The organism is Pseudomonas sp. TNT2022 ID1044 (assembly GCF_028656895.1).
Lineage (GTDB): Bacteria > Pseudomonadota > Gammaproteobacteria > Pseudomonadales > Pseudomonadaceae > Aquipseudomonas > Aquipseudomonas reinekei.
The window spans coordinates 38,110-51,376 of the sequence record NZ_JAMDHB010000021.1 but is presented as its reverse complement, the minus strand read 5'-3'; the positions used below and the strand labels follow the sequence as shown (position 1 = coordinate 51,376).

The window sequence follows — 13,267 nt, the reverse complement described above, 5'->3', positions numbered from 1 at the left end:
ATCGCTGGCAAGCCAGCTCCTACAGAGCGGAGTGTCTCAGGGCTTAACCTTGCGTCCGGCCATGTGTTTCAAATAGCCCACCAACATCCCCAGGTCCTCATCCGGCAAGACCTCGGCCGAAAACCCCGGCATCTTCGCTTGCGGCCACTGGCGCAAACTCTGCGGATCGCGGATGTAGCGCTTGAGGAAGTCCGCGCCAAAATATTCGGTCGGGTTGTACGGAATGTTCAGGTCAGGCCCGAACTGCGCGTCTCCGGCACCGTTCAATCGATGGCAGGCCAGACAGTTCTTCTGAAACAACGCGAAGCCCTTGTTGACCGGATCGTCGGCCTTTAACGCCGGGTCCGGCAGCAGGGTCGGGAAGCGCTCGGCCACCGGTGCCATGCGCTTGATGCTGGCGACTTCGAACGGCCATTGTTCCGGGCTGATGTTGCCCGCCCGTGGGTTGGTCCAGACCAGATAAAACGGCCCGGCGCTGTGCTTGCCTGCGGAGAGGGGCGGCCACGGCTTGGCGGGGTCTTCAATCGCCAGCCAGGCGCGAGCCCCCTCGGTATTAAGCAGAGGCGCAGCCGCCAGTTCAGCGGCAAAGCCATCAAGCGCCACGGCTTGCAGGTGATCGTCAGGCTTGATGCCGGTCAGCAACGCCGCCAAAGGCACGGCGCGATAGCTCATGTCACGTTTGTAGGAAACGTCATTGGCAATATTGATGGTCTGGGCTTGAGGATGCTTGAGCAACTCCTCGGTCTGCCAGGTGCGGCTGTCCGCGCCCAGCTCCAGGTTGAGCTGTGCGGCATACAGAGGCGTGCTGAGCAGCAAGGCCCCGAACAGAAGGAGCGTTTTCAAAGGATCGCCGTCCATGTCGTGGAAGTGCCGCAAAGATTGGCACAGCCACGCTGGCCCGGGTAGCGAGCCAGTCACATTTTTGATGTGGCGATAATCAACTCTGGCGCGTGAGTCAGCCGATCACCTTGGTCAGGTTCGGCACGATTAACAACAATGTGGTGGCGAAGAGAATGAGCCCGGCTTGACGAACTTTCGAATGTTTGAACATGGCTTGACCGCCTTTTTTGTTATTTCCTGATGCCTGCCTGCATATCTCCATGACGGCAGCGCGATGCACTTCCTGTAGGACGAGCGCCTCGGCAAAACCCGACGACAACTTCGTACACCTTCACCTTAGAGCCCGCGTCACGCTTGGTTTAGATCCATTTAGTATGGTGCTCTTTAAAAGAGCTATCAAAAAGGCATGAGGCCTATTGCCAGCTTCTTGGGCGGCCTTTTGCTAGACACCTGCGTGTCCTGAACCGGTTCACCCAGCCCTGGATGACCGTCCGTCTGAGCGTGTGCGTCAACGCCACTGAGCGTTGCGGTCATTGAATCCGTGCCAGCACGGAATAAGGTGGGAGCTCCTTCAAAAGATCAAAAATCGACAACAACAAGATCGAGGACGCCATGACCCAAGCTTTGATTTTCGACGCATTACGCACGCCCCGAGGCAAGGGCAAGGCCGATGGCGCCTTGCACAGCGTCAAACCGGTCAACCTGGTGGCGGGGCTGCTCACGGCGCTGCAACAGCGGACGGCCCTCGATACCCGTCAGGTCGATGACGTGGTGCTGGGCTGCGTGACGCCCATCGGCGATCAAGGCTCCGATATCGCCAAAACCGCCGCTCAAGTCGCTGATTGGGATGTCAGCGTGGCCGGTGTGCAGATCAATCGATTCTGTGCCTCCGGATTGGAAGCGGTGAACCTGGGGGCGATGAAAGTGCGTTCCGGTTTCGAAGATCTGGTGGTCGTTGGCGGTGTCGAGTCGATGTCGCGGGTGCCGATGGGCAGCGACGGCGGGGCCTGGGCGCTGGATCCTGCCACCAATCTGCACAGCCATTTCACTCCGCAAGGCGTGGGCGCCGACCTGATCGCCACCCTCGAAGGCTTCAGCCGTCAGGACGTCGATGCCTACGCTCTGCACTCGCAGCAGAAAGCCGCGCGGGCGCGGGCCGATGGTTCGTTCAACAAATCACTGGTACCGGTGCAGGACCAGAACGGCATCATCCTGCTCGATCATGATGAATTCATCCGTGCCGAATCGACCCTCGAAGGTCTGGCCAAGCTCAAGCCGAGTTTCGAGATGATCGGCCAGATGGGCTTCGACGCCACGGCGCTGCGGGTCTACAGCCATGTGGAACGGATCAACCATGTTCACACGCCGGGCAACAGCTCCGGGATCGTCGACGGCGCAGCCTTGATGCTGATCGGCTCCGAAGCCAAGGGCCGGGCGCTCGGCTTGCAGCCCCGGGCGCGGATCGTCGCCACGGCGGTCACCAGCACCGACCCGACCATCATGCTCACCGGCCCCGCGCCGGCGACGCGCAAGGCCTTGGCCAAGGCCGGGTTGCGGGTCGAAGACATCGACCTGTTCGAAGTCAACGAGGCCTTCGCCTCGGTGGTGTTGAAGTTCATCAAGGACATGGCCGTCGACCCGGACAAGGTCAACGTCAACGGCGGCTCTATCGCCATGGGTCACCCGCTGGGCGCTACCGGTTGCGCGATTCTCGGCACCTTGCTCGATGAACTGGAAACCCGGCGCCTGCGTTATGGCCTCGCGACCTTGTGTGTCGGCGGCGGCATGGGCATTGCCACCATCATCGAACGCCTCTGAGCCTGCCTTCAAGGAACCTGTTTATGAGCCAAGCCATTCGTTACGAAAAGGGTCAGGACCAGATCGTTGTCCTGACCATCGACATGCCGGGCCAGAGCGCCAACACCATGAACGCGGTGTATCGCGAAGCCATGGCCGATTGTGTCGCCCGTCTGGTGAGCGACAAGGACAACATCGCCGGTGTGATCATCACGTCCGCCAAGAAAACCTTCTTCGCCGGCGGCGACCTCAATGAGCTGATCAAGGTCGGCAAACCCGAAGCCAAAGCCTTTTACGACATGGTGCTGACCCTCAAGGGCCAGCTGCGCACCCTTGAAACCCTCGGTAAACCGGTGGTCGCCGCCATTAACGGCGCGGCGCTCGGCGGTGGTTGGGAAATCTGCCTGGCCTGCCATCACCGGGTGGCGCTGGACAATCCGGCGGTGCAACTCGGCCTGCCGGAAGTGACCCTCGGCCTATTGCCGGGTGGTGGCGGGGTGGTGCGCATGGTGCGCATGCTCGGCCTGGAAAAAGCCCTGCCGTACTTGCTTGAAGGCAAAAAAGTTCGGCCACAACAGGCGTTGCAAGCGGGGCTGATCGATGAGCTGGCCGCGGACCATGATGAACTGTTGGCCAAGGCACGGGCATGGATTGTTGCCAATCCCGGCGCGGTGCAACGCTGGGATGTGAAGGGCTATCAGATTCCCGGAGGTACGCCGTCGAACCCGAAAGTTGCGCAGATGCTGGCGATTGCGCCGTCGATCCTGCGCAGCAAAACCCAGGGCACGATGCCTGCGCCGGAGAAAATCCTCTGTGCGGCGGTTGAAGGTGCACAAGTGGATTTCGACACGGCTCACCTGATCGAGACCCGCTACTTCACCGAACTGACCACCGGCCAGGTCTCGAAAAACCTGATTGGCACCTTCTGGTTCCAGCTCAATGAAATCAATGCCGGCGGTTCCCGACCTCAGGGTTTCGCGCCCTATGCAACCAGGAAGGTCGGCGTGCTCGGCGCCGGGATGATGGGCGCCGGCATTGCGTTTGTCAGCGCGTCGGCGGGTATCGACGTGGTGCTCAAGGACATCAACCTCGCGGCCGCCGAAAAGGGCAAGGCGCACTCGGCTGCGCTGCTGGACAAGAAAGTGGCGCGCGGGCAGATGAGCGTCGAGCAACGTGAAACCGTGCTGGCGCGCATCCATCCCACTGAAAACGATGCCGACCTGGCGGGCTGCGACCTGATCATTGAAGCGGTGTTTGAAGACCGTGAACTGAAAGCCAAGGTCTCGTTGGCCGCGCAGAATGTCGTCGGCGCGGATTCGGTGATCGCGTCCAATACCTCAACCCTGCCGATCAGCGGCCTCGCCACGGCAGTGCCGGACCAGAGTAAGTTCATCGGTCTGCATTTCTTCAGCCCCGTGGAAAAAATGCCGTTGGTGGAAATCATCAAGGGCGCCAATACCAGTGACGAAACCCTGGCGCGCGGCTTCGATTTCGTCCTGCAAATCAAGAAAACCCCGATTGTGGTCAACGACAGTCGTGGTTTCTTCACGTCGCGGGTGTTCGGCACTTTCACCAATGAAGGTATCGCCATGCTTGGCGAAGGCGTCAGTGCGCCGATGATCGAGACCGAGGCGCGCAAGGCGGGCATGCCTGTCGGACCACTGGCGATCTCTGACGAAGTTTCCCTCAGCCTGATGAGCCATATCCGTCAGCAAACCGCCAAAGACCTTCAAGCAGAAGGGAAACCGCTGATTGAGCACCCGGCGTTCGCCGTGATTGACTTGCTGCTCAACGAATACAAGCGGCCAGGCAAGGCGGCCGGAGGCGGTTTCTACGAATATCCGGCCGGGGGCCAGAAACATCTGTGGCCTGAACTGAAAACACGCTTTGAAAAAACCGATGGGCAGATTTCGCCGAAGGACGTACGCGATCGCCTGCTGTTCGTGCAAGCCATCGAAACCGTGCGCTGCGTGGAGGAGGGCGTGCTGACCTCGACGGCGGATGCCAACGTCGGATCGATCTTCGGCATCGGCTTTGCCGCCTGGACCGGCGGCGCGCTGCAGTTTATCAATCAGTACGGGGTCAAGGACTTCGTTGCGCGCGCCCAGTACCTGGCCGGGCAGTACGGCGAGCGTTTCGCACCACCGGCGCTGCTGTTGGAAAAGGCTGCCAAAGGGGAGACGTTCTAAGGGGCAAGTGACGCACCGGGGGCTTGCCTTGATACCGTGTTTCAAGGCAGGCTCTGAGGTGTGCATTATTCCCATCACGTGTCAGGTATTTTTTATGTCGTTACGCATCTGCATTCTGGAAACCGACAACCTGCGTCCGGAATTGGTCGACCAGTACCAGGGCTACGGGCAGATGTTCAAGCGCCTGTTTTCGCAGCAACCGATTGCCGCTGATTTCACCATCTACAACGTGGTGCAGGGTGAATACCCGAGCGATGACCTGACCTTCGACGCTTATCTGGTCACCGGCAGCAAAGCCGATTCCTTCGGCACCGACCCGTGGATTCAAACCCTCAGGGACTATCTGCTGACCCGCTACAAGCGCGGCGACAAACTGTTGGGCGTGTGTTTCGGCCACCAGTTGCTGGCCTTGTTGCTCGGCGGCAAGAGCGAACGCGCGAGCCAGGGCTGGGGCGTCGGCACGCACAACTACAAACTCGCCGCCAAGGCCCCGTGGATGAGCCCGGTGCGTGAAGAGTTGACCCTGTTGATCAGCCATCAGGACCAGGTCACCTCATTGCCGGAGAACGCCACGGTGATCGCTTCCAGCGATTTCTGCCCGTTTGCCGCGTACCACATCAACGATCAGGTACTGTGCTTCCAGGGCCATCCGGAGTTCATTCATGATTATTCCCGAGCCTTGCTGGAGATTCGTCAGCAAGCGCTGGGTGAGCAGGTGTATTCGCAAGGCATCGCCAGCCTCGACAGCGAGCATCACGGCACCACGGTAGCCGAGTGGATGATGCGGTTTGTGGCGCACAAGCCAGAAACCGTTTAATCAGCGGCTACCTCGCTCCCACAGGCGCAAAACCTGTAGGAGCGTGGCTTGCCCGCGATCGAGTGCGAAGCACTCGCCGACGATCTAAAGCCAACCCGATTTCTTGAAACTCGCCCACAAACTCACGCAACCCACCGTAATAAACCCCAGTACGGCGAAGTACCCGTAATGCCAGGTCAGCTCGGGCATGTTCTGGAAGTTCATCCCGTAAATCCCTGCCACCGCCGTCGGGAACGCCAGAATCGCCGCCCACGCGGCAAACTTGCGCTGCACCACACTTTGCCGTGACGCCTCCAGCAACACCCCGACCTCGATGGTCTGACTGGCGATATCGGCCAGGGTCGTCAGGTCTTCCATTTGCCGTGTCACATGAATCTGCACATCGCGGAAGTACGGACGCATGTTCTTGTCGATGAACGGAAAGCTGAGCCTTTGCAGTTCCTCGCCAATTTCCACCATCGGCGCTGCATATCGGCGCAAGCGCAACACATCGCGGCGCAGGGTGTGGAGTCTTTGAATGTCGCGCTCGTTCAGCGAACCGCACATCACATTGCGTTCCAGCTCATCGATCTCGTCATGGATCGCTTCGCCCACTGGCTGATAGTTCTCAATCACGAAATCGAGGATGGCATAGAGTACGAAATCTTCCCCATGCTCCAGCAACAACGGACGCGCCTCACAACGTTGGCGGACGTAGGCGTAGGACGCCGAGTGACCATTGCGTGCGGTAATGATGTAGCCATTGCCGGCAAAAATATGGGTTTCGATGAACTTGAGTTTGCCGTCTTCGCGAATCGGCGAATAGGTGACGATGAACAGCGCATCACCAAAGGTTTCAAGTTTTGGCCGGCTGTGTTTTTCAAGGGCATCTTCAATGGCCAGTTCGTGCAGGTTGAACTGTCGTTGCAGATTGAACAGCTCTTCTGCATTCGGCTCTTCAAGGCCGATCCAGACAAAGTGACCAGGCTTTGCTGCCCAGGCCGCGCCTTCGTCGAGGGTGATGTTGGTGACTTTTTTTCCAGCGCTGTAAACCGCAGCAGCAACAACTCTACCCATGGTCTTGGTTCACTTATCGGCAGCTTTTATTGATCGCTTTCTAAAACTAAAGAAGGCCGTGGCAGGCAGTCTCCAGCTTAGCCTTGTCTACAGACTGAGAGTCAGTGAAATCTGCGGAGTTCGCCGGTAAAAATCCACAGGCAAAAGAAAACCCGCACACGGCGGGTTTTGTTTTAAGCGGCTTGCAGTTGCCGGTCCATCGAGTCGATGCACTCACGCATCTGTTCGCGACACTGGGCAATCAGCATCGGCATGTCATCAAGGCTCAAACCCGCGGTTGGAATCGCCGGCAGCGAACGGATCAGAATTTTCCCACTGCGCCAGCGGTTCAATCGCATGTGCTTGACGTAACTGCTGACACACACCGGCACGATCGGCACACCGGCGGCAATGGCCATCTGGAACGCGCCTTTCTTGAACGGCAACAACTCTTCGCCCAAATTACGTGTGCCTTCCGGGAACACCCAGATCGAGGTGTCTTCGTTTTGCAGGGTGTGGGTGGTGGTCAACATCGACTGGCGCGCCTTCTGCGCATTGCCACGGTCGATCAACACGTTACCGGCCAGCCAGAACAACTGACCGAACAGCGGCACCCATTTGAGGCTCTTCTTGCCGATGCACACGGTCCGGCGAGGCACGACGTTGCCGAAGACGAACAGGTCGTAGTTGGACTGGTGGTTGGCGATGATCACGCAGCTGGCGGGTTTATCCATCAACGGGCCGACATCGGCCTTCACTCGCAAACGCAGAATGCACATTGCCGGCCACGCATAGAGGCGTGCGCACAGTCGGCTGTTGTCCGGATTGAAGGGGCGACACAGGCCGAGAATCACACCCAGCACACCCGCCACAATAAAGTGCAGGCCCATCAATGACATACGTAAAACAAACAGCATTTTCAGGCCCCACCGGGACAAAAGGTGGCGCAGTGTACGGATGTGCACTGTTTTCGGCAATTGCCGCTATATAGGCGGAAGATGGCCGATGTTTGTGCACATGTTTCTGAATCTCGGGTAAGACGTGTTCTAGAGCGCTCGCAGGCTTTTCGCTAGCGCCTGTACGAAAAAGCCCGACACGACGGTCGGGCTTTTCGCTATCGCAGGTTTGGGCTTAACCCAGATGCTCCTGATCCTGGATGATCGCATTGTCCAGGGCCTCCAGCAAAGCTTTGCGAACTTTCAACTTGGTGTTCTTGTGGGCCGTCATGTTGATCTTCTTCAATTGACGGGCCGCCGCCAGCGCAGCGCCTTGCAATTCGTCAGCCGCAACCACCGCGTCGAGGAAACCGGCCACCACGGCTGTCTGGGGATTGAACATCTCACCATTGACCACCGAACGTTGCAGCGCTGCTTTGCTCAAGCGGTCGCGAGCAATCTCGATCCCGGCATGGTGCATGGTCATGCCGATCTGCACTTCATTCAGGCCAATGCTGAACGGACCCTCGACACCGATGCGATAGTCGGCCGACAGTAGCAGGAACGCACCCTTGGCCACAGCATGCCCAGGGCACGCCACGATCACCGGGAACGGATGCGACAACAGGCGCCGGGCCAGCGTCGAGCCGGACGTTACCAACGCCACTGCTTCTTTAGGGCCGGTCGTCATCACCTTCAAGTCGTAGCCACCGGACAGAATCCCTGGCTGACCGGTAATGATCACCACCGCACGATCAGTCACCGCCTGATCCAGCGCAGCGTTGAAGGCAGTAATCACGTCTGGAGAGATGGCATTGACCTTGCCATTGCTCAAGGTCAGGGTCGCGATACCGTCTTCGAGATGGTAGGAAATCAACTCACTCATGACGCTATTCCTTTCAATAAAGTAGGGCAGAAGTTACCCACCGCCACCGGCCAGGTAAAGCGCCGTGACTGACCCGCCAGTCACCCTTTACCCGCCCGGCAAGCGTAGCCCGCCACGCCGGCCACGCATTGCCCTCTATATAGAGGAGGGCGCGAAGCCGGAGATTGGCCGGTTTGCCCTGTCCCTGAACGATCGCAATCAACCAATCGCGTTAACCGCATGAAAATTCTGAAAAAAATGTTTGCCATCAGAAATGCTTTCGACTACATTAGCGCGCCTCGACAGACAGAACATGTTTGAAGAGATACGGTGAAGTGTCCGAGTGGCTTAAGGAGCACGCCTGGAAAGTGTGTATACAGGAAACTGTATCGAGAGTTCGAATCTCTCCTTCACCGCCACATTTAGTAAACACAAACCCCTGATTTTCCTAGAGAAAGTCGGGGGTTTGTGGTTTTTGGCGTCTGAAAAAGGGCCATATGGGAACAATATGGGAACGCGGGAAGCTTTGTCGGCCGTATCGAGAGGATAGAAATTGAATTTTGCACCGCTTTGAAGGGGTACTGGGGCAGGCCGTGTTGATGTCAGTGCGCCAGTGTTGGAGTATGCAGCGCAAACCTTCAACCTAATGCTGCAAGGACGTCTCATGGCTCGGACCATTTACGACAAACCCACTCGTGTCTTGCTTAAGGACATGCTGGTGAGCTGGAACCTCCAGCCCGGCGAAGTATTCACTGCCGCTCGTGCAATCAAGTGGTTTGAGTCGAACTATCCAAAACTGAAGCCAGGCAGTATTCGTGCTCACTTGGTTCAAGCGGCTACGAACGACCCTAGTCGCTTACATCATCCCTCAACGAATACCACTGACGATATTTTGTTCAAAGTTGCCCCTGGCGAATTCCGGCGGTATGAGGCGAGTACAGATCCGGCACCCATTCGTGAGATGGTCAAGGGCGATGTTGCTGCACAAGAAATCGAAGAGATTGAAAGCAATCGCGACGACCCTGAATTAACTAATCTTCCTGGCTCTACTGAGTTTCTGCTCGAGAAAGACCTGCAGCGTTATTTGGCGGAAAACCTAGAGTGCATCGAGCCAGGTTTGAAACTGTATGAAGACGAAGATTTACGAGGTATCGAATACGAGGCCGGTGGAGGCAGACGTATCGATATTCTCGCTGTTGACCGCAATGGTGCTTTCGTTGTGATTGAGCTCAAGGTTTCTCGCGGTTACGACCGCGTGATTGGTCAACTGCTGCGCTACATGAACTGGGTGCGTCGTGATCTCGCGGAACCAGGTCAAAAAGTGCGCGGTATCATTGTGTGTCGCAGTATGTCCGAGGATTTGCGGCTAGCCTGCTCGAGCATGACGGACGTGGAGTTGTTCGAATACAAACTTTCCGTAGAAGTATCTAAAGTGCCTACGCTTCAGCTACCGGATTGAAGTGAGCCGCCGCTTGTCCGCCTCACGCCCTGAGCATTGCCCTGCAAACAAGGAAGATTCGATGTTCGAAGTAATCACCGATCCGACCAAAATAGCCAAGCTCAACACCAAGCTAGCAAGGATTATGCGCAAGGCTTTCCCTCATGAAGAGTCACGCGAGCTGACTTACCCTGCTGGACACCACACCGGCAGCGTCCATTTTGAAGAGGACCATGGCCAGCGGGTCCGTGGTTGGTCGCCGAGGGAACACGATCCCGCCAAGCACGTGAACCAACTGCTATTTGGCGCTCCGAACAACTCAAGTTGGTTGGAGATGGCGGTGCAGTTGAACTTCCCCAAGAAAACCTACAATCGATCCTATGCGGGTGCATTCGTCCGTGACACTTCCGGAGAGGTCTTCCTTGCCCACAGAGGAAAACTCACCAAAGGCAAAGCGGGATTGCAGAAAAATCTGGTTCTTTCTCAATTCAGCACCTGCACTGAGGTTCAGGATGGCAACCAGGTGAATCGAGTGATTTTGATAGCTGGTCTAGAGCAGCCAGACATGATCGACAAGCTCTTTGCATTCGCCCAGGAGGCGCGAGAAGTCGCAACGCGAATTGCAGGTGGCATCGATGAGGATGAGAGTGAAGGCGACACAGGTAGCAGCCAAGCTACAGGTGAAACTCATAGAAAGGGCGCGGCAGCCGAAAGCGACCCCATGATGGGGTTATCTGAATATTTCGATGAGTTTTCGGGTGAGGTCAAAACCAAACCGCCTGTCTTCAATGGTATTCGCGTTGTCGAGCATGGAGCCATTGTGGCCGCGCTAGCCAAGGCATTGGGAGGTGGTGGCAATCTGAGAAAAAGCCAGGCGATTGATCTGGCGGCAATTCGCAGAGGAAAGGTAGATCTGTTCGAGGTGAAGACCTCAGCGAGTACACAGAATGTCTACACCGCTGTCGGCCAATTACTGATCCATGGAGAAGGCATCAGAGCCCGCTTGAATAAGCCGGTTCGGCGTTTTCTGGTTCTGCCTGAAATGCCCCGTAAGGACTTTCTCGAACCCATCGCCAAGACGCTTGAGGGCGCGATCATCACTTATCGGCCCGACGGTGACGGCTATTGCTTCAGCGGGCTGTAACCGCTACAGAAAGTCTGCATCAGAGCCAGGGGATTCCTTGGCTCTGGCTACAGCTTCAACACAACCTCCAACATCCCCACAACATCCGGTCCATCCTCATTAATCCACGTCCCATAATGCTGCCGGATCATATTCCCATTCGTATGCCCCATCTGCTCCGCAATCCAGTCAATCGAAGCCACCCCCGTCGTCAGCAACTGACTGGCATACGTATGCCGACACTGCCCCGGCCCGCGATACCGCACCCCAGCCGCATTCAAGTGCGCCTTAAAAAACCGATCCCGCACCACAAAATCGCTCACATGCGGCAGCCCGCTTTTACTGTTCAAAAAAACAAAGTGCAGAGTGTGCTGCCGCACTGTCTTGTTATCCCGCTCAACGACATCCACCGTATCTACGTTCTTCTTTCGATTGATCGCATCAATCTTGCGCAACGCATCCCAGGCAGGCGCCAATAGCCGCACCTTCCGCGTCGATCGCCGGGTCTTCGTTACCCGATAAGCTCCACGAACCTTCGACCTCCGAAAAATCACCGTCCCTCGCTCCAGGTCAACATCCTCCCAAGCCAGCGCAATCGCTTCTGAAACCCGTGGCCCAGCCCAAATCATGAACTGCACCATCAACAACTCTTGCGTGCGGCTGGTCGGCGTTTCCAGGATCTGCTTGATCTCCGCCCTGGTGAACGGGTCCGGCGCTTCAGGATCCGGCAGCCGCACAAACAACCCTTCGGTCGGATCATGAGCCACCTTCTTCCGCGTGCGATACAACCTAAACACCTGTCGCACATTGCTGATGATGTCGCGAATGGTCTTGTTCTTGAGCCGCTTCGACAGCGTGTCCTGCACCCATTCCTGTAAATCCAGGTGATCGATCTGGTCGATCTGCACCTTGCCCCATCGCGGCCGCACATGCACCTCAGCCTTATTGGCATACCCCCGGTAGGAGGTGGCCGCTACGCTGTTGCTCTTGATCTTCAGCCAGAGATCCAAGTAATGGCCAAAAGTGTTCTCGACCAATTTGGGCGAATTGGGAAAGTGCCGGCTGTACTCAAAAGTACCGGCCTGAATCTCGTACTCGATGATACTCACCAGGCGCGCTGCATGCTCCCGGTTGGCCGCTGTGTTGCCGCCCGGCACGAGCTCTCGGCACAACTCGCCATTGAAACGAAAATACACCCGTACCGAATTGCCCCGGGCTTCTACGCCATCTGCCATGTGCGTCCCCACGCGATGAATTGAAAAACCGAACAACCTCCGGATAGAAGAAAGGCCCGTTGCCGGGCCTTTCAGGGTCAAGTGTTGCCGATCATTCCTGGCGAAGTAACCAGAACAATCCTGCGCTTTTTCTAGGGTGCGGAGTTATCCCGGCCCTTTCTTCTTCAGCCCTGCGCCGCGCGTTGATTGCCTGGCGCGCTTTGCTGCACCGGCGGTGGTTGCCATGAGCGCGGGATCTACCGCATTGATCGCAAGTACCTGATAGCTCCAGGTTCCATGGGAAGGATTTGCCATTGTTCATGCAGCCTCCCGTTTTTCATCGCCGACCACAAAGGCGATCGTGATAGCCTCTGCCGTGCTACCGCTTCGGTGTTGTGCTTGCATGGTGCTTCTCCTTGGGGTGGTAGGTGTCGGGGAGGTGCAACTCCTCGACACCGTCTTTTCAGGCCTGTTTGGCCAAGTCCTTCTGAATGATCTCGATGACTTCATCCCGGTCTTTCGCATACGCGAAGGGCAGGGTGCCGTCGGGCCGAGTGATGGGGTATCGCATGTCCGGTAACCGGCATTCGGCAACGGTATAGCCGCCGTCAGTCACCCAGCAGTGCGGGATGATTTGTCCGTCACGGTTACGCTTCGAAGCCCACTTCATGCCCAATTCCTGCGCAAGTTCTCCCAGATGGCATCGCCGTTATGGACGTAGGTGTGCACCTCCTGCTCTGGACTGTTATCCAGCCGCAGGACCGCAATGCAGTCGTCGAACAGCCCCGCGTCCAGACTGCGCAACTCGGTCAGGTCAAACGGATGCGCCGGGCCGTTGTACAAGCCCAACAGGAAGCGGGCGACGACACCGCTTTGGCCGGTATCGCGCTGGGCAACCGGCACCAAACGCAGCAAGGCATCGATGCCTATTGCGCGAATGGCAGGGCGTTCTGCCCGGCACTGAAACAACTCATCGAAAAACTCTCGTGCAGCAGGATTGGGCATGGTGCTTCT

General features: G+C 57.3%; 13 protein-coding genes and 1 tRNA gene. 6 read left to right on the top strand and 8 right to left on the bottom strand.

Translation table 11 applies throughout. The features are described 5' to 3' along the window. Positions 1-36 precede the first annotated feature (36 nt). Both M5G20_RS21985 and M5G20_RS21980 read right to left on the bottom strand, forming a co-directional pair. Positions 37-858: a c-type cytochrome gene (locus M5G20_RS21985; RefSeq protein WP_273920865.1), complete on the bottom strand. Its 822-nt coding sequence runs from the start codon at positions 856-858 to the stop codon at positions 37-39. Between the two features lie 97 nt (positions 859-955). Beyond that, positions 956-1,159 carry a hypothetical protein gene (locus M5G20_RS21980; RefSeq protein ID WP_139315795.1) on the bottom strand — a complete coding sequence of 68 codons (204 nt, stop codon included), beginning with the start codon at positions 1,157-1,159 and terminating at the stop codon, positions 956-958. A 293-nt stretch (positions 1,160-1,452) separates the two neighbouring features. On the opposite strand from M5G20_RS21980, the gene M5G20_RS21975 reads away from it, so the two are divergent. The 3 genes from M5G20_RS21975 (at position 1,453) to M5G20_RS21965 (ending at position 5,643) form a co-directional block, all read left to right on the top strand. After that, on the top strand, positions 1,453-2,658 hold the full coding sequence (locus M5G20_RS21975; RefSeq protein ID WP_273920864.1) for an acetyl-CoA C-acetyltransferase: 1,206 nt from the start codon (positions 1,453-1,455) through the stop codon (positions 2,656-2,658). A gap of 23 nt (positions 2,659-2,681) precedes the next feature. Continuing rightward, positions 2,682-4,826: a 3-hydroxyacyl-CoA dehydrogenase NAD-binding domain-containing protein gene (locus M5G20_RS21970; RefSeq protein WP_273920863.1), complete on the top strand. Its 2,145-nt coding sequence runs from the start codon at positions 2,682-2,684 to the stop codon at positions 4,824-4,826. 94 nt (positions 4,827-4,920) lie between these two features. Then, positions 4,921-5,643, top strand: a complete 723-nt coding sequence (locus M5G20_RS21965) for an amidotransferase (RefSeq protein WP_273920862.1) — start codon at positions 4,921-4,923, stop codon at positions 5,641-5,643. Positions 5,644-5,727: 84 nt separating this feature from the next. Here M5G20_RS21965 and M5G20_RS21960 read toward each other — a convergent pair whose 3' ends face one another. The 3 genes from M5G20_RS21960 to M5G20_RS21950 form a co-directional block, all read right to left on the bottom strand. Then, positions 5,728-6,699 (bottom strand): magnesium and cobalt transport protein CorA, encoded by a 972-nt coding sequence (locus M5G20_RS21960; protein ID WP_273920861.1) that lies wholly within the window; start codon positions 6,697-6,699, stop codon positions 5,728-5,730. A gap of 173 nt (positions 6,700-6,872) precedes the next feature. After that, positions 6,873-7,595: a lysophospholipid acyltransferase family protein gene (locus M5G20_RS21955; protein ID WP_273920860.1), complete on the bottom strand. Its 723-nt coding sequence runs from the start codon at positions 7,593-7,595 to the stop codon at positions 6,873-6,875. A gap of 214 nt (positions 7,596-7,809) precedes the next feature. Further along, positions 7,810-8,499 (bottom strand): crotonase/enoyl-CoA hydratase family protein, encoded by a 690-nt coding sequence (locus M5G20_RS21950; protein ID WP_075948687.1) that lies wholly within the window; start codon positions 8,497-8,499, stop codon positions 7,810-7,812. Between the two features lie 308 nt (positions 8,500-8,807). Here M5G20_RS21950 and M5G20_RS21945 point away from each other — a divergent pair. The 3 genes from M5G20_RS21945 (at position 8,808) to M5G20_RS21935 (ending at position 11,060) form a co-directional block, all read left to right on the top strand. Next, positions 8,808-8,897: transfer RNA gene (locus M5G20_RS21945), tRNA-Ser, on the top strand. 245 nt (positions 8,898-9,142) lie between these two features. After that, complete coding sequence (locus M5G20_RS21940; RefSeq protein WP_273920859.1) at positions 9,143-9,937, top strand: endonuclease NucS domain-containing protein; 795 nt, start codon at positions 9,143-9,145, stop codon at positions 9,935-9,937. A 61-nt stretch (positions 9,938-9,998) separates the two neighbouring features. Continuing rightward, positions 9,999-11,060, top strand: coding sequence for a hypothetical protein (locus M5G20_RS21935; protein WP_273920858.1), 1,062 nt, complete (start codon positions 9,999-10,001; stop codon positions 11,058-11,060). Between the two features lie 47 nt (positions 11,061-11,107). On the opposite strand, the gene M5G20_RS21930 is transcribed toward M5G20_RS21935, so the two are convergent. The 3 genes from M5G20_RS21930 to M5G20_RS21920 form a co-directional block, all read right to left on the bottom strand. After that, positions 11,108-12,274 (bottom strand): Arm DNA-binding domain-containing protein, encoded by a 1,167-nt coding sequence (locus tag M5G20_RS21930; RefSeq protein ID WP_273920918.1) that lies wholly within the window; start codon positions 12,272-12,274, stop codon positions 11,108-11,110. Positions 12,275-12,716: 442 nt separating this feature from the next. Further along, entirely contained in the window at positions 12,717-12,923 is a 207-nt protein-coding gene (locus M5G20_RS21925; protein ID WP_273920857.1) for a hypothetical protein, read from the bottom strand. Then, the gene (locus M5G20_RS21920; protein ID WP_273920856.1) at positions 12,920-13,258 is read right to left on the bottom strand and encodes a DUF7673 family protein; all 339 of its coding nucleotides are present in this window, start codon (positions 13,256-13,258) and stop codon (positions 12,920-12,922) included. The genes M5G20_RS21925 and M5G20_RS21920 overlap by 4 nt, the downstream gene beginning before the upstream one ends. Between the last annotated feature and the right edge of the window lie 9 nt (positions 13,259-13,267).